The organism is Candidatus Accumulibacter contiguus (assembly GCF_012940005.1).
Classification (GTDB): Bacteria; Pseudomonadota; Gammaproteobacteria; order Burkholderiales; family Rhodocyclaceae; genus Accumulibacter; species Accumulibacter contiguus.
In genome coordinates this window covers 24001-42833 of sequence record NZ_SPMX01000054.1, presented here as the reverse complement: position 1 = coordinate 42833, position 18833 = coordinate 24001, and the positions used below count along the sequence as shown (strand labels likewise).

General features: G+C 62.6%; 18 protein-coding genes. 4 read left to right on the top strand and 14 right to left on the bottom strand.

The genetic code is table 11. The annotated features are described in order from the left end of the window. The 7 genes from E4Q08_RS16890 to E4Q08_RS16860 form a co-directional block, all read right to left on the bottom strand. On the bottom strand, positions 1-202 hold a 202-nt coding region (locus E4Q08_RS16890), incomplete at its 3' end, for a hypothetical protein (protein ID WP_372703758.1). 82 nt (positions 203-284) lie between these two features. After that, entirely contained in the window at positions 285-1244 is a 960-nt protein-coding gene (locus tag E4Q08_RS16885) for a tetratricopeptide repeat protein (protein ID WP_169071231.1), read from the bottom strand. Beyond that, a complete protein-coding gene (locus tag E4Q08_RS16880; protein WP_169071230.1) occupies positions 1241-1603 on the bottom strand; it encodes a hypothetical protein in 363 nt (120 codons plus the stop codon). Before E4Q08_RS16880 ends, E4Q08_RS16885 begins: the two co-directional genes overlap by 4 nt. Positions 1604-1618: 15 nt before the next feature. After that, a complete protein-coding gene (locus E4Q08_RS16875; RefSeq protein ID WP_034910309.1) occupies positions 1619-2266 on the bottom strand; it encodes a zinc ribbon domain-containing protein in 648 nt (215 codons plus the stop codon). 151 nt (positions 2267-2417) lie between these two features. Continuing rightward, a complete protein-coding gene (fdhD, locus tag E4Q08_RS16870; RefSeq protein ID WP_034910307.1) occupies positions 2418-3323 on the bottom strand; it encodes a formate dehydrogenase accessory sulfurtransferase FdhD in 906 nt (301 codons plus the stop codon). After that, positions 3324-6101 carry a formate dehydrogenase subunit alpha gene (fdhF, locus tag E4Q08_RS16865; protein ID WP_169071229.1) on the bottom strand — a complete coding sequence of 926 codons (2778 nt, stop codon included), beginning with the start codon at positions 6099-6101 and terminating at the stop codon, positions 3324-3326. After that, entirely contained in the window at positions 6094-7794 is a 1701-nt protein-coding gene (locus E4Q08_RS16860) for an NAD(P)H-dependent oxidoreductase subunit E (RefSeq protein WP_169071228.1), read from the bottom strand. The genes fdhF and E4Q08_RS16860 overlap by 8 nt, the downstream gene beginning before the upstream one ends. A gap of 187 nt (positions 7795-7981) precedes the next feature. On the opposite strand from E4Q08_RS16860, the gene E4Q08_RS25335 reads away from it, so the two are divergent. The 3 genes from E4Q08_RS25335 to E4Q08_RS16845 all read left to right on the top strand — a co-directional run bounded on the left by E4Q08_RS25335 (position 7982) and on the right by E4Q08_RS16845 (position 9882). Beyond that, positions 7982-8638 carry an ISAs1 family transposase gene (locus E4Q08_RS25335; RefSeq protein WP_252396616.1) on the top strand — a complete coding sequence of 219 codons (657 nt, stop codon included), beginning with the start codon at positions 7982-7984 and terminating at the stop codon, positions 8636-8638. Continuing rightward, positions 8536-9144: an ISAs1 family transposase gene (locus E4Q08_RS25330; protein ID WP_169071226.1), complete on the top strand. Its 609-nt coding sequence runs from the start codon at positions 8536-8538 to the stop codon at positions 9142-9144. The genes E4Q08_RS25335 and E4Q08_RS25330 overlap by 103 nt, the downstream gene beginning before the upstream one ends. 135 nt (positions 9145-9279) lie before the next feature. Next, positions 9280-9882 (top strand): MarC family protein, encoded by a 603-nt coding sequence (locus E4Q08_RS16845; RefSeq protein WP_034909841.1) that lies wholly within the window; start codon positions 9280-9282, stop codon positions 9880-9882. 8 nt (positions 9883-9890) lie between these two features. On the opposite strand, the gene E4Q08_RS16840 is transcribed toward E4Q08_RS16845, so the two are convergent. From E4Q08_RS16840 to E4Q08_RS16820, 5 genes are read right to left on the bottom strand one after another with little or no spacing between them, the layout of a single operon-like run. Further along, complete coding sequence (locus tag E4Q08_RS16840; protein WP_169071225.1) at positions 9891-10442, bottom strand: hypothetical protein; 552 nt, start codon at positions 10440-10442, stop codon at positions 9891-9893. Continuing rightward, positions 10439-11926 carry a serine/threonine-protein kinase gene (locus E4Q08_RS16835; protein WP_169071224.1) on the bottom strand — a complete coding sequence of 496 codons (1488 nt, stop codon included), beginning with the start codon at positions 11924-11926 and terminating at the stop codon, positions 10439-10441. The genes E4Q08_RS16840 and E4Q08_RS16835 overlap by 4 nt, the downstream gene beginning before the upstream one ends. Beyond that, complete coding sequence (locus tag E4Q08_RS16830; RefSeq protein ID WP_169071223.1) at positions 11926-12759, bottom strand: Stp1/IreP family PP2C-type Ser/Thr phosphatase; 834 nt, start codon at positions 12757-12759, stop codon at positions 11926-11928. Before E4Q08_RS16830 ends, E4Q08_RS16835 begins: the two co-directional genes overlap by 1 nt. A 7-nt stretch (positions 12760-12766) precedes the next feature. Then, entirely contained in the window at positions 12767-14020 is a 1254-nt protein-coding gene (locus tag E4Q08_RS16825) for a serine/threonine-protein kinase (protein WP_169071222.1), read from the bottom strand. A 29-nt stretch (positions 14021-14049) separates the two neighbouring features. Continuing rightward, positions 14050-16167 carry an FHA domain-containing protein gene (locus E4Q08_RS16820; RefSeq protein ID WP_169071221.1) on the bottom strand — a complete coding sequence of 706 codons (2118 nt, stop codon included), beginning with the start codon at positions 16165-16167 and terminating at the stop codon, positions 14050-14052. Positions 16168-16418: 251 nt separating this feature from the next. Between E4Q08_RS16820 and E4Q08_RS16815 the strand changes: the two genes are divergently transcribed. Next, the gene (locus tag E4Q08_RS16815; RefSeq protein ID WP_034913434.1) at positions 16419-16895 is read left to right on the top strand and encodes a hypothetical protein; all 477 of its coding nucleotides are present in this window, start codon (positions 16419-16421) and stop codon (positions 16893-16895) included. A gap of 12 nt (positions 16896-16907) precedes the next feature. Here the strand turns inward: E4Q08_RS16815 and E4Q08_RS16810 are convergent, their stop codons facing one another. Together E4Q08_RS16810 and E4Q08_RS16805 are read right to left on the bottom strand one after the other, a co-directional pair. Next, on the bottom strand, positions 16908-17450 hold the full coding sequence (locus E4Q08_RS16810) for a DUF2062 domain-containing protein (protein ID WP_169071220.1): 543 nt from the start codon (positions 17448-17450) through the stop codon (positions 16908-16910). A gap of 77 nt (positions 17451-17527) precedes the next feature. Beyond that, entirely contained in the window at positions 17528-18403 is an 876-nt protein-coding gene (locus E4Q08_RS16805) for a DMT family transporter (RefSeq protein WP_034913432.1), read from the bottom strand. Positions 18404-18833 lie beyond the last annotated feature (430 nt).

Below are 18833 nucleotides of genomic sequence, written 5' to 3'. Positions count from 1 at the left end.
ATCCCGTCAGAATCTCCTGGCCCGTCCCGCGGAGAATTTCTATCACGCGGCGCTCGGCTTCATCGGCCCGACGCAGATCCCCTTCGGCGTTCTCCACCAACTCCAGCATCTCTAGCACTTTCGCCAGTATCTTTGGATTAGCCTCCAAACGGGCCACCAAGTCTCTGGAATCGCAAGGTTCGATGTGGGAAATCTTAGGCATGGCTTCTCTCCGTGGATGGGTTCCCTACTCTATCGCAACTCTCCGCTAATTTCCTTACGTTTGCTCACGTCGCTGACAATTATCAGAGCGGGACTCGCCCAACACTTTCGTTCGCACCCCACTCCTGAGGCTCTGTTGCTTTCCCCAAACATTGTGCAGCCTCGGGGATGCCCAGATCCGCCGCCAGTTCGATCCACTGGCGGCCCGCGCTGGGGATGCCTCTACCGTCATCGAGGGAACGGTAGTACTCGAACAAGTGCCGCGCGGCGTCTCGTTGCCCCATCTGCGCTGCCTGCTGCAGGAAGTCACGGCCTTCATCACTATCGCTGCCGAGCAGATCGCCAAGCTGGTACTTGGCATCGGCATCTCCCTGATCAGACAAGACTCTCAGCCGAACGAGATTCCTGAGCCTGGCAGCGGCAGGAACGCCTTCGCCGCCGGCACGTTCGTACCACTCGATCGCCTGCTCCTCGTCGCGTGCCACAGCCTCCCCCTTTTCCAGCAGGGAAGCCAGGCGCAACATGGCATCACGATGACCGCGCGCGGCGGCTTCTGCATACCAGCGCAGCGCCTGCTCGGTATTCCGGGGGAATCCCGGCTTGCCCTCCAGCCAGAAGTTGCCCAGGTGGTGCATCGCCGCAGCTTCGCCATTGGCCGCCTCCTGGGTGAGAAACTCCTTCTCCCAATAGGCGGCTCGATGGAAATCCCGCGCCACACCACGACCCAGCGACAACAAGCTGCTTAACTGTTTCTGCGCGTGTACCAGGCCCTGCTGAGCCGCCTTTTCCGTCCAGAGATAGGCAGCGGAATCATCCGGCTGCCCTACCAATCCGCTTTCGTAATAGCAGGCAAGCTTGAATTGCGCGTGTACATGGCCGTTCTCTGCCGATCTTCTGATCCAGCACATGGCTTGGGCAAGATCGATGACATCGAATTCGCCGTATTCATAGGCTACGCCCAGATCGTACTGGGCCTGCGGGTCATTGGCTTCGGCTGCCAGGATCAGCACCTGCAATTTCTTGTTGGAGCCTGGGAGTTTCATGATGATCGGATCTCCTGACAACGAGGTGTAGGGAGGAAGACAGCATTAACGTGCTGATAGGCATTGTTTCCCATCACCAGGGCAACGCGGCGCTCTTGCACGGGCACGGCAACGGTGCGCGCAGGGGCTGGGGAGGACTCGGCGAGCGGAGCAGGCTCGGTGGGGGGAGTGGCCGATTTCGGAAGCTTGCCGAGGGCCTCGAAAAGCCCCGGTTCGCCGGACTCGGCGTGCACGACGGGCATGCAGACGGAGAGGGACAGCACCGCCACAATCGCCCAGCGCACCAAGAGGGAGGGAAGAAGGGTGTACGGCATGTCTGGCAGATCCTTTTCGGCCGGTGCGAGGTCGAACGCCGCCAAGCGGATGCAACAGACTCAGCCGCTCGTCCTGGCACCGCATTCGGGGCAGAACTTCGCGCCCGCTGGGATCCTCGTTCCACATGCGCACACACCAGGGACGCCAAGGCGCTGGCCGCAGTCGGGGCAGAACTTCGCAGCGTGCGTTTCTGCTCCGCAGGCCGGACAGACGAGTTGCCGACCTCGCCCGACTTCGCGCTGGCTGCCGCGGCGGACACCTTCGGCAACCGCGTTCTCCGTCGCACCCTGGACCTCGCCCTGATTGCGCGCGGCCTCGATCTCTACCTCGACGTCCGGCGCGCAGTTGTAGCAGAGGCCGCTAGCGGAGTTGAAGCAACGGTCGCAGACGTAGGCGTGACACTTGCCGCAGCGGTGAAAATGCGCCTTGGCCTGCTCGATCGCGCGCCGGAATTCGCCATCGCGGGCCTCGCCGAAACCATGTTGCGCGAGTCCATCGATCGCCGAACCGACGCTGCCGAGGACTCCGCCGAAAATGCTCGCGGCCTTGCCGACCCAGCCTGAAGCCTGGCCGCTGCGATAGGGAGCGAACTCCGAGCGCCAGGTATCTGAGCAGCGCTCGCAGTAGAACTCGAACTGGAAGCCTGCATCGACACCCTGAGCGTGTGACAGGTCGTTGAAGTTTTTGGCGAACTGGATTTCGGCCATGTGTCTGTCCTCAATATGTCGGTGCTTCGGCGTTTTGCACCGTCAGTGTCGTGATTTCACACTGGAATGAGCGACCGTATATTGATCCAGCGCAATACTTGCACTGGCGGCACTGCTGGCGGCACGAGCACAAGCCTGGGAATGCATGGCGTCATGGCGCCGAATCTGCCGATTTTTCCCCGGATCGCTTGCTTCTGCCTTGTTCCCGCGGATCGAGGCCATCGTCGGCCGCTGCCTTGGCGAAATCGAGGTCGTAGACCAGCCTTTCGCCGCCGGACAGGACGATGAAGCGCTGCCCCCTGGCGCGCCCGATCAGCGTCAGTCCGGCGCGCCGGGCAAGGTCCACGCCCCAGGCCGTGAAACCCGATCGCGACACCAGGATCGGGATCTCCATCTGAACCGTCTTGATCACCATTTCGCTGGTCAGGCGTCCGGTGGTGTAGAAGATCTTGTCGCGGCCGCCGAGACCGTGGCGGTGCATGTAGCCAGCGATCTTGTCGACGGCATTGTGCCGTCCGACATCCTCCATATAGACGAGTGGGCGGTCACGCTCGCAGAGGACGCAACCGTGAATCGCGCCGGCCTTCTGGTACAGGCTCGGTTGCCGGCCAATCTGCAGGAACAGGCTCTGCAGCCATGAGCAGCGTACCTCGGCGGCAGTGTCGAGGCGGATGTCGTCGAAGCGCTCCATGATGTCGCCAAAGATCGTCCCCTGCGCGCAGCCCGAGGTGCGAATCTTGCGCTGCAGCTTCTGTTCGTAGCTCGACTCGCTGCGCGTGCGAACGACGACCACGTCAAGGTCGCCGTCATAATCCACGGCGGTGACCGCATCGTCGCCGGCAAGCATGTTCTGGTTGAGGAGAAAGCCCAGGGCCAGCAGCTCGGGGTGGTCGCCGATGGTCATCAGCGTGACCACCTCGGTACCGTTCAGATACAGGGTCAGCGGTCGCTCGACGACGACACTCAGCGCCACCGCCTGGCCGCGGTGGTCGCAGCCTTCGACCTTGCGTGTGAGTTCCGGATCGTCGGGGTCGGGCGCCAGTGCGAAGGTGCTCATTCAGGCACGCTCCAGGCGTACCGCACAGTACTTGAATTCGGGAATCTTGCCGAAGGGGTCGAGTACCGGGTTGGTCAGGCGGTTGGCGGCGGCTTCGTGGAAGCAGAATGGCAGCCACAACGATCCGGGCGCGACGGCCGGATCGGCGCGGGCCGTGGCTTCGATTGCACCGCGCCGGGTGCTCAGGCGGACACGCTCGCCGTCGGCAAGTCCCAGCCGACGCAGGTCTTCGTCACTGACGGTCACCACCGCTTCGGGTTCGAGTGCGTCGAGCGTGGCGCTGCGTCTGCTCATCGCGCCGGTATGCCAATGCTCCAGCAGGCGCCCGGTTGACAAGATCAGCGGATACTCCTCGGACGGCTGTTCGTCGGGTGGCAGCAGGGCGGCGGGAACGAAGCCGGCACGACCACTGGGCGTCGGGAAACCATTCTCGAAAACGACGTCGGCACCCGGCACGTCGTCGCCGGCGCAGGGGTAGCTCACCGAACCCTCGCGCACGAGACGCTCGCGTCTGATGTTGGCCAGCGAGGGCATCGCCATGCGCATCTCGGAATAAATCGCCGTTGGGCTGTCGTAGCGCCAGTCGAGGCCGAGCCGGCGTGCCAGCTCCTGGATGATCCACCAATCGGGCCGGGTATCGCCGGGCAAGGGCAGCGCCTGCCGACCGAGCTGCACCTGGCGATTGGTGTTGGTCACGCTGCCCTCCTTCTCCGGCCAGGCCGAAGCCGGCAGGACGACGTCGGCGTAGATTGCGGTTTCGGTGAGAAACAGGTCCTGCACCACCAGATGTTCGAGAGACGCCAGCGCTTGCCGCGCATGCCCGAGGTCCGGGTCGGACATCGCCGGATTTTCTCCAAGGATGTACATGCCGCGGATGTCGCCGGCGGCAGCGGCGTTGATGATCTCGACCACTGTCAGCCCCGGCCGTGGATCGAGAGTGGTGTTCCAGAGCTGTTCGAAACGTCGGCGATTGGCGGCCACCGAGATCGGCAGGTAGTCAGGCAGGACCATCGGGATCAGACCGGCGTCCGATGCGCCCTGGACGTTGTTCTGCCCGCGCAGCGGATGCAGACCGGTGCCGGGACGGCCGATGTGTCCGGTCATCAGCGCCAGAGCAATCAGGCAACGCGCGTTGTCGGTGCCATGCGCGTGTTGCGAAATCCCCATCCCCCAGAAGATCATCGACGCTTTCGATCGGGCGTAGAGTCGCGCCACCGCGCGGATTTCGCTGGCCATGATGCCGCAGACTGCGGCCATCGCTTCCGGGCTGAAAGCGGCAAGGTGCGTGCGCATCTCGGCAAAGCCGCTGGTATGGCGGGCGATATACGCCGGGTCGAACAAGCCCTCGTCGATGATCGTGTGCAGCAGCGCGTTGAGCAGCGCGACATCGGTCCCGGGCCGGAACTGCAGCGTCTTGTCGGCAAAGCGCGCCAGACCATGGCGGCGCGGGTCGATGACGATCAGGCGGGTGCCCTGGCGTGCGGCGCGCTTGAAGAAGGTCGATGCGACCGGGTGGTTGGATTCCGGATTGCAGCCGATCAGGATCGCCACCTCGGCGTGGTCGATCTGCATGAACGATGCCGATACCGCGCCGGAACCGACGCCTTCGATCAAGGCCGCGACCGACGAGGCATGACAGAGGCGAGTGCAGTGGTCGACATTGTTGGTGCCGAAACCAGTACGTACCAGCTTCTGGAACAGGTAGGCTTCCTCGTTGCTGCACTTGGCCGAACCAAAACCGGCGAGTGCGCCGCCACCGTGTTGCTGGCGAATCGACCGCAGCCCCGACGCGGCCCGCAGCAGCGCCTCTTCCCAGCTCGCTTCACGAAAATGTGTGCCGGGCCTGGCCGGGTCGAAAGCTGCGTCGGCGACCTTGGGCGCGTCTTCGCGGCGGATCAGGGGTTTCAGCAAGCGCTGTGGCGAGTGCACATAGTCGAAGCCGAAGCGCCCCTTGACACACAGGCGCTCCCGATTGGCCGGCCCGTTGCGGCCGCTGACGGCGATGATCCGATCCTTGCGAATCTGATAGTCGACCTGGCAGCCGACGCCACAGTAAGGACAGACGCTGGGAACGACGCGGTCGACGGTCTCGCCTGCCCCGAGCAGGCCGCTGCCATCGTCGGCAAGCATCGCTGTCGGCAGCAGTGCGCCGGTCGGGCAGGCCTGCACGCATTCACCGCAGCCGACACAGCTCGATCGGCCCATCGGGTCGTCGAGATCGAAAACGATCCTCGCCGCTGCGCCGCGACCGGCCATGCCGATCACGTCGTTGGCCTGGATGTCGCGGCAAGCCTGCAGACAGAGCTGGCAATGGATGCAGGCGTCGAGCCGCACGCTCATCGCCGGGTGGCTGCGGTCGGCGCGGGCAACTCTTGTGCGTTGCGGAAAGCGGCTGGCATGCACACCCGACTGCCCGGCCCAGTACCAGAACGCCGAGTTACGGTCGTACGCCTGCGCGCGTGGCGGCTGTTCGGTGAGCAGCAGTTCGATCACCATGCGCCGGCTTTGCCGGGCACGCTCGGAAGTGTCGCTGCGCACCTGCATCCCCTCGCTGACCTTGCGGCTGCAACTGGGGGCGAGATTTCGCTCGCCGTCGATCTCGACCATGCAGGCGCGGCAGTTGTTGCCCGGCTGATAGTCTGGCGCTGTGCGCGTACACAGGTGAGGAATCGTCGTGCCGGCACGCCGCGCTGCCTGCCAGATGGTTTCGCCGGGCAGCGCCGTCAACGGGCGGCCATCGAGAACGAAGCGAAGCTCTGCCGATCCGGTCTCAGTCATCGCCGTGGCCGGTCATCAGGTGCTGTGGCAGATAGCGCAACGCGGTAATGAGCGGATTCGGCGCCGCCTGGCCGAGGCCGCAGATCGACGCATCGCGCATCACCGTGGCCAGTTCCTTGAGCAGTTCCAGGTCCGGTTCGGGTACACAGAACAAGGCCAGCATCTTTTCGGTGCCGACCCGGCAGGGCGTGCATTGGCCGCAACTCTCGTCAGCGAAGAACTCGAGCAGCGCCTGCACCGCAGCGCGCAGGTCGTCGTGGTCGGAGAGGACGATTACTGCCGCCGAACCGATCAGGCAGCCGACCTTCTCGAGTTCGCCGAACTGCAACGGCAGATCGGCCATGCTCGCCGGCAGAATCCCTCCCGAGGCACCGCCGGGCAAGTAGGCCAGCAGTTGATGACCCTCGGCCATGCCGCCGCAGTAGTCGTCGATCAGGCGGCGCGCGCTGATTCCCGCCGGCGCCTGCTTTACCCCTGGCTCGCGCACCCGGCCAGAGACCGAGTAACTGCGCAGACCAGCAAAACCCTCACTGCCCAGCGCAGCGAAGCGGGCGCCTCCGCCGGCGACAATTCCCGGTACCAGCGCCAGCGTCTCGACGTTGTTGACCAAGGTTGGTCGCCCGAAAAGTCCGGCCTCGGCGACGTAGGGCGGACGCTGTCTCGGGTAGCCGCGTTTGCCCTCGATCGACTCGAGCAGCGCCGACTCCTCGCCGCAGATATAGGCGCCGGCGCCGCGGCGTAATTCGATGAAGCCCGCTTCGACAAGTTTCAGCCGTTCGAGCAAGGCGATCTCGCGGGTCAGTATGGCGTGCGCGGCAGGGTATTCGTCGCGCAGGTAGATCCAGCAACGGGCAGCGCCAATGCAACTGGCCGCCAGCAGCAGCCCTTCGAGGAACTGGTGTGGCTGCTGTTCCAGGATCAGGCGGTCCTTGAAAGTTCCCGGTTCGCCCTCATCGGCGTTGCAGACCAGGTAGCGTGGTGCCGGCGCCTTGCTGACCAGTCGCCATTTTCGAGCGCTCGGAAAGCCGGCGCCGCCCATCCCGCGCAGCCCCGCCACTTCGACTTCGTCAAGTAGCGTTTCGGTCGGCAACACGCCGTTGCGCAGCGCCTGCAGCTGCTGGTAGCCGCCGCGTGCGCGGTAGGCGTCGAAACTCTCGCTGGCGACCGGGAGCGGTGTCAGGACCGCGGCCTCGATCAGGGCGAGCACCTCTGCAGTGCTCGCCCGATCGGCATGGCGCTTGCCGACCTGGACCACGGGTGCGAGGTCGCAGCGACCCATGCAGGGTGCCCGGAGAACCCTGGCACGCACCGGCGGGAGCAACTCGCGCAGCGACGCCGTCAATTGCAGCGCACCCTGCAGTCGGCAAGCGAGGCCGTCGCAAACCCGGACCGCAAGCGCCGGCGCTGGATCGCCATCGTCACAAAGATCGAAGTGAGCGTAGAAAGTGGCCGTCTCATAGACTTCGGCGACGCCAATCCGCAGCAGATCGGCCAGCGCCAGGAGGTCTCCCGAGCGCAGGCAGGCGTGCTCGTCCTGCAATCGATGCAGATGTTCCAGCAACAGGTCGCGGCGCAGGGGCAAGTCGGCGAGAAGCTTCGCGACGGCGTCACGCCGTCCGGCATCGACCCGTCGGCCCTGGCGCTGCCCATACCCCTTGCGCCGCCCTGCGACGGGCTCTTCGATGTTGTGCATGCCCTTCCTTCCCGATTTGAAGTAGCGATGCTAACAAATCGGCAGCGGAATGGGCGAACTCAGGGCAATCGCTTACGCAGATGTCGTACGCAGCTGAGAATATTCTTTTACTATCATGCATTTATGCCATAGTATTGATTTGCAAATAGCAATGGGGTCTACTCTCTCCTTTTCGGAGGGCGGTTTGATGACGCTTGTAGAAACGTTTTCGGGATTGCCGGACAAACGTCGAGGTCCGGCCAAGCGCTACGTCTTGATGGAAACGGTGGTGATGGCGGTTTGCGCGACTCTGTGTGGCGCCGACAACTGGGCGGAGGTCGCAGACTGGTGTCGGGATCGACAAGAGTGGTTGCGGGAGCAATTTGGTTGGGCTCTGAAGGGAGGGACGCCCTCCCATGACACGTTTGGCGATATCTTTCGGGTGCTGGATGGGAGCGTATTTGAGGAGCGCTTTCGGCAATGGGTCGCGGGATTGGTCGGTGTCGTGGAAGGAGTGGTCGCTTTCGACGGGAAGACCTTGCGTGGTTCGGGGAAGAAAGGAAGCAATGAACTCCTCCATAGGGTGACGGCCTACGCGGTAGGAAGTGGCCTTTGTCTGGCGCAGGAGGGAACTTGCGGCAAGGGACACGAGTTGGCGGGGCTCAAGAACTTGCTTGAGGTACTCATATTAAAAGGATGTATTGCCACAACAGATGCTCTGGGTTGCCAAACCGAGGTGGCGGAGAAGATCGTCGACCGGGGGTGGGGATTACGTCCTGCAGGTCAAAGACAACCAGAAGAACTTGGCCGAAGCGATTCGGGAGTTTTTTTGAGGAGGGCAACCAGGCCGGCTTTGGTCGCCTGAACGTTCAGCGTTTTGAGGAAATCGAGAAGGATCACGGCCGGATCGAGACACGCCGCTACACGTGGATCCATGACGTCTCCTGGATGGACAAGCCGATGCGCCAGGCGTGGAAGAAACTCGGGGGTGTGGGCATGATCGAGTCGGTGCGGGAAATCGGCAATACCGTCCATACCGAGCATCGTTACGCCATTGGTTCCAGCGGCGTCCAGACCGTCGCCATGTTCGCCAATGCGTCTCGCAACCATTGGGGCATCGAGAACGGTTTGCACTGGACACTCGATGTGGTCTTCCGCGAGGATCACTGCCGTGCCCGCAAAGGTCACTCAGCGCGGAACTTCTCCGTTCTGCGCAAGTTCGACTTGGCGACCTTGCGCAAGGATGAGGATTCGAAGATGGGTTTGCGCCGCCGACGCGTTCACGCCGACCGGCATCAGGATTACCGCGAATCCTTGATCAGTCTCGCTTTCTCGGCGACGGCGAGCGAAGACATCATGCTATCCGTGTAAGCGATTGCCCTGTGGGCGAACTGGCGCAGGCCTGCTATTCTGCGCGGATGCGCAGCCGTGCTGATGCAGTCCTGCCGATTTCACCCCCCCCCATCCACTGCTGCCAGCGGCGTGCTCCACGGGAACTCCTGAGTCATGAATTACACCTTTGCCTCGGCCACGATCCTGCTGATTCTGATCACCGACCCGATCGGCAACATCCCGATCTTTGCCAATGCGCTCCGACACGTGGCGCCGGAACGTCGATCACGGGTGATTCTGCGTGAGGTATTGATTGCCTTCATTCTGCTGCTGACCTTCATGTTCATCGGTGAGGGTTTTCTGCGGCTGATGAACTTGAGCGAGCTGTCGCTGCAGATCGGCGGCGGCGTGATCCTGTTTCTGATTGCGCTGCGCATGATTTTTCCACCACCCAGTGCGGACACCCCCGACCCCGCGGGTGAACCGCTGATCGTGCCTCTGGCCATTCCGGCGATTGCCGGGCCCTCGGCGCTGGCCACCGTCCTGTTGCTGGTCTCGCAGGCGCCCGACCGGCGCATGGAATGGATCGGCGCACTGAGCATCACCATGGCGATCAGCGCCATCATCCTGGTGCTCGCCGAACGCATTCAGCGCGTCGCCGGCGATCGTTTCGTGGTGGCGCTGGAGCGTCTGATGGGACTGGTGCTGGTGGCGATGTCGATTGAAATGATGTTGCGGGGAATCAAGACCTTCGCGCTGCAACTCGGACGCGCCTGAGCCGCCGGCTAGGGCCGGATGACCACCAGACTCGCGCTGCGCTGGAAGCGCAATGTGCTACTCGAAAAAGCGACTTCCAGGGAATAGGCACCGGCTGGGGCCGCTGCCGGTATACCGATGAAGGCATCGAGCTGCCACTTTCCGGGTCTGATCTCGAAGCGACGCGAAACATCTTCGAAAACCGTATTGCCCTTGAAGAGGATGCGACGGGAAAGGTCCCCCACCACCACTTCCGCAGTGCGTATCGGACACATCGAATAGATCATGCGGTGATTGAACTCTTCCCCAGCGGTGACACGAGATGGCAGGACCTCGTTCAAGTCGATGTCGATATAGGGACGTTGCAGCCTGGCGCAGTTGCGTTCCTTCCAGACGACATCGGCAGGGCTGACGAGCTTTTCACCGGGCTGGCGCGTGCCTTTCTCCATACGCGAGAACCAGGACTGAATGGCGCCGACCGGGGAGGAACCCTGACCGGTGGCACAGGCGACCAGCAGGAGCGTGCCGAAACTGAGCAGCAGAGCGCGCAACCGCGAGGTGGTTCGGAAGGCATTGATCATTTTCGTATGGTCCATCCGCCCGCCGAACCGGAATCGTCACGCTTGACGACCGGCGGGTTTGGGTCGCTGCGGACGCTGGGCTGTGGAGAAGGCGCTTCCCTTACCCTCGACTTGACTGCGACCTTTTCTCCCGAACCAGAACTGGCTCGTTCGCGACTGACGGGCGCGGGACCAGCAACAGGACCTGCTAGCGGCGCCGGGATTGAAGAAGGCGGGACCTCTGCCGGACTGCCCGGAGCAGCCGGGACGGATAGTGGGGCACTCGCCGGCAGCACTGGATCGCGCAGCGTTGGTGCGCTCAGGGCGGCAGCTGGGGACTCGCCACGCGGCGGCGAAGCCGCAGGCGTTACAGCCACCGGGGGTTTCTGTGCCAGCTCGCCAGACACCTCGGCCGGTGTCACTGGACTCTTCTTGCTGCTGCTCCACCAAGCCAGAGCACCCAGCACCAACAGCGCAACAAACAGGGCCACGATGCCTGGGTACTTTTTCCAGAGCACCTGCCCTGGCGATGCGCGTATGCTTCCCTTGGCGGCATCGGCCGAGATCCGAGCCAGCGCTGGCTCCGCGACGCCGGCAGTTCTGCCGGCGTCTGCGGCGGCGGAAGTGGCATCCTGCGGGGTGAACAGGCGCGTCGTGGGAACCAGACGGGGCAGCGTGTCGGGCATCGGAACGTCATTGAACAGCGCTCCCTCCAGCGCCCGGCGAAACGCGCCGGCATCCGGGAAGCGCTGCGCCGGATCCTTGGCCAGCGCTTGCGACAGGATGCCCTCAAGCACTACCGGCACGCCGCCGGCAAACTGGCGCAGTGGCGGCGGCGGCTCCTCGAGCTGCGCCTTCATGATTTCAAAGTCGGTCCCCTTCGAGAACGGGACACGCCCGGTCAGCAGTTCGAAAAGAACCACGGCCAGCGAGTACAGATCCGAGCGGGCGTCCACATCCCTGCCCTGAACCTGTTCGGGCGACATGTACTCGAGCGTTCCGATCAGATGACCGCTACGCGTCAGGCGCATCTTCTCGAGGATTCGTGCAATGCCGAAATCCATCAACTTCAGCGACCCGTCCACTGCCACCATCATGTTCGCGGGCTTGATGTCGCGGTGTACCACGCCGGCACGGTGCGCGTGCTCAAGACCACTCAGTGCGGCGATTGCGTAGCGTATCGCTTCCTCCCAGGGTAACGCGCCGCGTCGGGCGACGAGTTGGTCCAGCGTTTCGCCGGCGACAAATTCCATGACCATGTAGTACTGGTCAGCATGACGGAAAAACCGATAGACGCCGGCGATGTTCGGGTGATTGAGGCGGGCCAGAGCCACCGCCTCGGTTCGAAAACGTTCAAGGATATCCGCGCGCGCAGCAAATTCCGGGCGCAGTGACTTGATCGCGACATCTCGCTCAAGCATCGTGTCGCGGCCCTTGAAGACCTCGCCCATACCCCCTTCGCCAATCTTGGCGACGAGTTCGAAATCACCGATGAGATTGCCCATTACCTGCCCTCCGCCGGGTCCAGGATCATCTCACGCGTCACCGGTATCGGCCTCTCCTCGGCCTCGGGAGGCCGAACGGCAATGACGCCGACGGAAATGTTGTCGCTGCCGCCCCGCTCGCGCGCCAGTTCGATCAGCCGCCGACAGGCATCCTGTGGGTCGCACGCTTCCACCACCTCGGCAATCTCGCGCGCTTCGACACTGTCGTACAGGCCATCCGAGCAGAGTACGAAGGTGTCGCCAAGCTGTGGCGGGTCGCCGCCCTCGGCTGTAACACGCAGATCCGGATGCGTCCCCAGAGATCGCAACAGGATATTGCGCTCGGGGTGGTAGCGTGCTTGTTCGGCCGTGATCAGCCCTTCGTTCACCATCTGTTCCACGAGGGTGTCATCCTTGGTCAATTGCGTGAGCTGGCCATCCGAGCAACGGTAGAGCCGGCTGTCACCCACATGCCCAAAGCACATGCGCCGACCGATCAAGGCCAGCACCGTTGCCGTGGTTCCCATCCCCGAGAGTGCTCGATCGGCCTCGGCGTAGCGAAAGATCGCGGCATTTGCCTCGAGTAGCGCCTGCTCGATGGCACGCAGAGGGTCGTCATCATGGCTTGCGAAATATCGACGGCAGATCGTTTCCACCGCAACCCTGCTCGCCACCTCGCCGCCATTGTGCCCACCCATGCCATCTGCCACTACCGCCAGCACACCCCGCCTCCTGAGTTCCTCGGGGTCGCCCGGAGAAACGAAAGCGATCGAATCCTGGTTGCTGGTTCGCACGCAACCGATGTCCGTGGCCATGCAGGTCTCGATGGTATAGTACACAGGCGCTTCACTCATCGACGAATCACTGTCGCCCTTTCGGTCGGAGCTGCCAGGCCAGAAACTCGTTACCGCTCTGGCGAACCTCGAACTCCACTCGCTCATCTTCATGTCCTTCTCGCTTGAGCATCAATGCGACATGGGCCCCTACCGGATACGGCTTCTCGAACACCCTTGCCGTCGTGCCAAGCAGTTTGCCTTCTTCGTAGATATCTGCAGGCCCGTCGATCGTTCCAATACGCACCACCCGCAGCGCGGCACCCGGCAAGCCGGCGGGCGCCGCATGCTCCAGGCTTGACCTGGGTGGAGCGTCCACCGCGGTTTCCGGCCGCATCTTCCAGAAGAACCCGACAAACAGCACGCCAGCAAGCAAAAACCCGGCGCCGATCAGAGGCCAGTTTCCCCGCCAGGTCGACCACCCGCCTGATCGAAATCCACGCTCCGCCGCCGGAGTCAGCGCCGGCGGCGATTGCCCGATCTGCCCGAGATCGTCGAGCAGTTCGCGGGCGTCATGATAACGTTCGGCCGCATCGCTGCGCAGGCAGCGCCCGATGATGCGCTGCAGATCCGCGGACAGCGGGGAGGCCAGAGTCGGAGTACGGTACTCTGCGCGGCTAATGCGTTCACAGAGCACACCCACCGAATCGGCGGCGAACGGCATGTTGGCGGTCAGCATTTCGTAGAACAGGACGCCCAGCGACCAGACATCTGCCCGTGCATCCGCAGACTTGCCCCGGATCTGTTCGGGAGCCAGGTAATCCATCGTGCCGACACAACCGCCGACCATCGTCAGGCGCTTGCTGCCGGGATCCTTGGCAATTCCAAAGTCCAGCAGCTTGACCTGTCCACTCGAACTGAGCTTGATGTTCGAGGACTTGATGTCCCGATGGAGAATGCCGCGTCCGTGCAGATAGGCAATGGCTTCGACTACGGCACGAAAGACAGTCAGCGCTTCGGATGCCGGCATGCCGCCACGAGCGCGCTGTATCCGATCATGGAGGGTAATGCCATCAACATACTCCATGATGATGCAGGGACGTCCATCGAACTCGACGAAATCATAGAGTTCGGCAATGTGCGGATGGTGCAGCCCGGCCTGGATGCGCGCTTCGTTGATGAAGCGCTCGGCCAGACCTGGTCCCGGTTCGGCACCCGAGAGAATCTTGACTGCAACGACGCGCCCGATCCTGGAATGTATCGCGCGGTACACTTCGCCCATGCCCCCGGCACCAAGCGATTCGAGCAGACGATATTCGCCGATCGCTGCGTTGGCGAGCATGGTATGGGCCGCCGACACCGGAGGCAAAACTACTGGAGCACGGCCTTGACTTCCATCAGTTCCTTGGCGAACTTGATGGGTACCGCAAAGGTGATGGTCGGATTGCCGGCGTAGAAGAGACCGATTACCCGCCCACGATCGTCGAAGACTGGCCCGCCGCTGTTACCGGGTCCGGTGGCGTTGGCCGTCAGTTGATAGGAATCCGAGGCACTGTAGTAATCGTCTTTGCCGCCGCTGGTCGTGGTCACCGTACCACGTATGACCTTGCCGATGGCCCCTGGGGTGACGGTCGGCACCGGAATGTCCACAATATTCATTCCGCCTGGGTCGAGTATGTCTTTCGATTTGCCGGCGAAGAATACCTTGGGCGAGACCCCGGGATAGCCCAGCACGGTGATCGTATCGCCCGGCCTGACCTCCTCGTAGCTCGACTCGGGTGCGAGTACGGTCGGTTTGACTGCTGCCGGCGTGTCCACCTTGATCAAGGCCACGTCATGCTCGTCCGAGACGCGGGCGAGTTTGGCGGGAATGCGCAGCTTGTTGTTGGCGAAAGTCACTTCCAGCCGGTCATGTCGTCCGGCAACGGGTTTCTGCTCGCCGAGAGGCGTCTGCGACCAGACGCTTCTCTCGGGATACCAGCGGTGCTGTGGAACATTTTCGACGGCGATTAGTTGCTTCTTCTGGTTCAATTCGAGTCGCACTCCTGCTGGTAACACCTGGTAGGCTTTCCAGGGCGCAGCTACATGGCGATTGGTCAGGATGAACCCGTTCTCGGTGACGGCGAATCCCGAACCAGAGTGGCTGCCGCCAATCGGCGCAGCGTTTTTCTGCGCCTGTGGCGTCAACACAGGCTCCAGATCCCCCTTGTTCGTCCGCACATAGGCCGGCTTCCCCTCCCAGGATTGGTGATACAGCGGTTGCCCAGAAGCCAGGTCGATCAGCTTCCAGTTCACCTCGATGTACACCGTAGACCCCGAATACGCAGCAGCAATTTCCTTCGGCGTCATTACATTCTGCATCGCCTTGACCGTCGACGCAGTCGCTTCCGATTGCGATTTGGCCGCCTGAACCTGCGATGTCGTGGCCTCGATCTTCTTGTCCGTTTCCCTGCCCATGAAGACGAACACACCAGCCACCACTGCCACCAGAGCCAGCAACGCCGCAACGATGTTGACCATGGACTTGCGCGACTCCACCCTGGTCTCGGTAATCAGCCTTTCCACCGTTTCCTTGCCTACCCCGCGCGTGCCTGCCATGGTCGCGGAGGGCGCGGCTGTTTCGCTGCCGGCTGCAGCCGCCAGCGGGGCCACCGTCGCCTCACGGGTCTGCGCCGGCGGCGCCTGGCGCGGGTCGAACTGACGCGTCGCCCGGAGGGCGTCGGCAGGCGGCGGATCCAGTTGGAACGAAAGCTCGGGCCCTCCCGCTCCGAACTGGATGAGGTCATTATGGTGCAAGGCGACACTGTCGCGGATGCGCGCGCCATTGACAAACACGCCATTGCGACTGTTGAGATCGACCAGCGTGAAGCCCTTCTGCTGGGAATCGCGCTCGATCTTCGCATGATTGCGGCTTACCGTATCGTCACGCTCGGCGTCGTAGGACACACTGGCTGCAGGGTCGCGACCAAAGCTGATCTCCGTGGTTTGTGCGACCGGAAAAGTGACCTCCTGGTTCGCCTTCGAGCCGGTCAGGTGTCTGAGCACGACGCGTTGCGGTCGTACATCGGCATTCGCCGCCGGCCCCAGGGAAATCTCGCGGGTAGGTGCCGCCTGCCTCAGATCGATCTGGCGCGTCGCCTTCGCAGTGAGTGCCGGTGGCGGATCCATCTGGAAGCTGAATTCCGGGCCCCCGGCACCAAGCTGCACGACGTCCCCATGATGCAGCGCCGTGTTGCCGGTGATCCTCGACTGGTTGACGAAAACACCATTGCGGCTGCCGAGGTCGGTGAGGATGAAGACCGTGCTCTGTGCGGGGTCACGAGTGATCCTGGCATGGTTGCGGCTGACGGCATCGTCACGTTCCATGTCATAGGCAACGGTCGATGCGGCATCTCGTCCGAGCGATATTTCCGGCACTTGATCGAGGGGAAAGCTGATCTCCTGATTTGCTTTGGAGCCCGAAAGGTGCTTGATGACGATACGTTCCATCCGACCATCCTTCCTGTGAGTGCCACCCGATTGTATTGACTACCGATACATCACCCTGTGTGCCAGTCTACCCCAAGGCTCATCAACCTTCAATTCAATCCTGCGACATCGATGGCAGAGTTCCTGGAAACGCCTACAAACGACGTTATAATGTTATTTAAAACGTACGTTTAGACTGATCTGTAGGCTCCAGTCCCGATTGTTTCACAAGCTCTGGGCGGCGATTAGCGCTCGATGAAAGGAAGATGAATATGTGCAAAAGAACATCCTTCTGTGGCTGGCGGAGCAGCGTGTTCCTGGCTGTGGCGGTCAGCACCTCTGCCTGTTACGTGGTGCCGGCGGCAGGGCCCGATGGCACGGCTCAGTACAGATCTTACCCCTTGCCACCCGCAGGAACGCCGCTGCCACCGCCTGCAGGCGCCACGCCAGCGACGCTCACGGTCAGGCTCTATCCAAACAATGAACTGGCGACCCCCACCGGTGTCGTCAGCGGCAGCGTCACCAACATGATGACCGGCAAGGGCCGCTTCGTGGTCAACTATCTTGGCGAGGTACTGAGCGGAGAAGCGACGCGCATATCGAACGATGAAAAGCGCGGCGTTGCGAGCGCCTTCAGTTCTGGCGGCATGTACATGTCCTGTGAGTATCAGATGAACACGCCGCATCAGGGTGCCGGAACTTGTTCGTTCGCCAACGGTGCCAAATACCAGATGCACATCGGCAACTGAGCAGTCCGGCGGTCAGCGCTTCCAGGATCCGGATCTACGGCGCCGCCTGGCGTTGGCCAGGTACAGGCGCCAGGCGACCTGGGTCGCCAGATAGCCCAGGACCGCGAGAATGATGGCGAGAGCGACCAGTCCCGCTGCCAATGGTTTGCCGACGGCGAACATCCAGAGCCACACCTCCTCAGCCCAGCCGGTGATGGCGGTGATCCTGAACTCCGGCGGAACGATGAAGCCGGTAGAGTCGCCGGTCAGCAGACGGCCAAGCTGGTAGGCCAGCAGGTAGAGCGGGATGATGGTCAATGGGTTGCTGTACAGCGTGACCAATAACGCCAGTGGCAGATTGACGCGCAGGATCAGCGCGCCGATTGCCGCTCCGATCATTTGCAGCGGCCCCGGAATCAGCCCGCAGAACAGTCCGACCGCCACCGCGCCGGCTGCCGAGTGGCGATTGAGATGCCACAAGCGCGGATGCAGCAGAGATGCCTGAAACGGTCGCAAGTAGAGGTTGCGGTGAATGACCTCGCGCTCAGGGAGATATTTTTGTAGAAAGCGGCGCACGGCGATCATTATCCCAGCATCGAGATTGCCTGCCCAGGTCCGCCTGATTTCGCCAATGCCATGCACTACGCACGAGGTCAGGCGCGCGCCGGCCAGCGCAGCACCCCGGTGGCCAGCGTGGTGCCCAGCACGACGACCACCCCACCGAAAAACATGCCGGCGTCGAGTCTCTCGCCAAGAAAGACGCTGCCCCAGAGGACGCCGAAGAGCGGGATCAGAAAGGTCACGGTCACCGCACGCGAGGCGCCGACGTTGGCAATCAGGCGAAAGAACAGCAGAAAGGCGAGCGCCGTGCAGCCCAGACCAAGAATGATCGCTGCCGACCACGCCATGCCGCCGGGCTGCACGCTCGGCCAGAACCACAGCGCGAAAGGCAGCAGGATGATGGCGGCGACGAGTTGTGATCCGGCAGCACTGACCAGCGCGGGAACGCCACCGAGCAGGCGCCGCGTCAGGTTGGCGGCAAAGCCATAGGACAGCGTCGCCAGCAACATCGCGACGATCGCCCAGCCGCTGCCGCCGGGCTTGAAATCAGCCTGATCGGCAGCAAGCAGCAAGACGCCGGCAAAGCCGACGGCCAGACCCGCCGCGCGCGAAGCGCCGAGTTGCTCGTGCAACCAGAGGGCGCCGATCAGTGCAGTGAAGATCGGCACCGTGGCATTGAGTATCGAAGCCAGTCCTGCGGTGATCGACAGCATCGCCCAGGCAATCAGCACGAATGGCAATGCCGAACCGAAAAGGCCCATCACCGCGATGCCGAACACGTGCTCACGCAGTGCCCAGCCCTGCCGGCGCAGGAGCAGCAGGGGCACCAGAAACAAAGCGGCGATTGCGACGCGCAGCCAGATCAGTGCCAGCGGTCCGAAAGCCGGCGCGGCGTAGCGCATGAAGAGAAAGGAACCACCCCAGAGCGCGGCGAGAAGAATCAGATCACCCAGATCGCGTAGTCGCATCGGTTCACACCTCCCTGACGGTTGATGGGAGGCGCCGGCCACCCGGCAAGCCGGGGCCAGGTCTCAGAGCGGCGGCCTCTCCTCCTTGGCAAGGCTGGATCCCTGTGCTTGCAAACCACACATCGGTTGACATTTCGAAACCTCACTCTCGGGAACGGACTCCATGGTAAATGCCCTCCCAAGGCCGAACGATACCCCAGGTAGACAAGAACGGGACAGAATCCACAGTGATCCGTGCACACGGCTGAGACGAGATGCAAAGTCGTGAACACGACTTGCTTGTCAAATTTCGCTAATGGATACAAGACGCCACTAGTGATTCGTGAAAAAAATCTCAAGATTTCGAGCAGACATCCGTTTCTGAGGGTACTACCCACCCTCACCGGCAGCGCGACGGAGCCAGTAAAATGTTCAAGCATGACCACTTAGC

Bases quoted from the DNA above. Each gene is read 5' to 3' on its own strand.
- E4Q08_RS16830 (WP_169071223.1), bottom strand. From the start codon at position 12,759: ATGAGTGAAGCGCCTGTGTACTATACCATCGAGACCTGCATGGCCACG.
- E4Q08_RS16815 (WP_034913434.1), top strand. From the start codon at position 16,419: ATGTGCAAAAGAACATCCTTCTGTGGCTGGCGGAGCAGCGTGTTCCTG.
- E4Q08_RS16840 (WP_169071225.1), bottom strand. From the start codon at position 10,442: ATGATCAATGCCTTCCGAACCACCTCGCGGTTGCGCGCTCTGCTGCTC.
- E4Q08_RS16845 (WP_034909841.1), top strand. From the start codon at position 9,280: ATGAATTACACCTTTGCCTCGGCCACGATCCTGCTGATTCTGATCACC.
- E4Q08_RS16860 (WP_169071228.1), bottom strand. From the start codon at position 7,794: ATGCACAACATCGAAGAGCCCGTCGCAGGGCGGCGCAAGGGGTATGGG.
- fdhF (WP_169071229.1), bottom strand. From the start codon at position 6,101: ATGACTGAGACCGGATCGGCAGAGCTTCGCTTCGTTCTCGATGGCCGC.
- E4Q08_RS16820 (WP_169071221.1), bottom strand. From the start codon at position 16,167: ATGGAACGTATCGTCATCAAGCACCTTTCGGGCTCCAAAGCAAATCAG.
- fdhD (WP_034910307.1), bottom strand. From the start codon at position 3,323: ATGAGCACCTTCGCACTGGCGCCCGACCCCGACGATCCGGAACTCACA.
- E4Q08_RS16805 (WP_034913432.1), bottom strand. From the start codon at position 18,403: ATGCGACTACGCGATCTGGGTGATCTGATTCTTCTCGCCGCGCTCTGG.
- E4Q08_RS25335 (WP_252396616.1), top strand. From the start codon at position 7,982: ATGACGCTTGTAGAAACGTTTTCGGGATTGCCGGACAAACGTCGAGGT.
- E4Q08_RS16825 (WP_169071222.1), bottom strand. From the start codon at position 14,020: ATGCTCGCCAACGCAGCGATCGGCGAATATCGTCTGCTCGAATCGCTT.
- E4Q08_RS16875 (WP_034910309.1), bottom strand. From the start codon at position 2,266: ATGGCCGAAATCCAGTTCGCCAAAAACTTCAACGACCTGTCACACGCT.
- E4Q08_RS16885 (WP_169071231.1), bottom strand. From the start codon at position 1,244: ATGAAACTCCCAGGCTCCAACAAGAAATTGCAGGTGCTGATCCTGGCA.
- E4Q08_RS16835 (WP_169071224.1), bottom strand. From the start codon at position 11,926: ATGGGCAATCTCATCGGTGATTTCGAACTCGTCGCCAAGATTGGCGAA.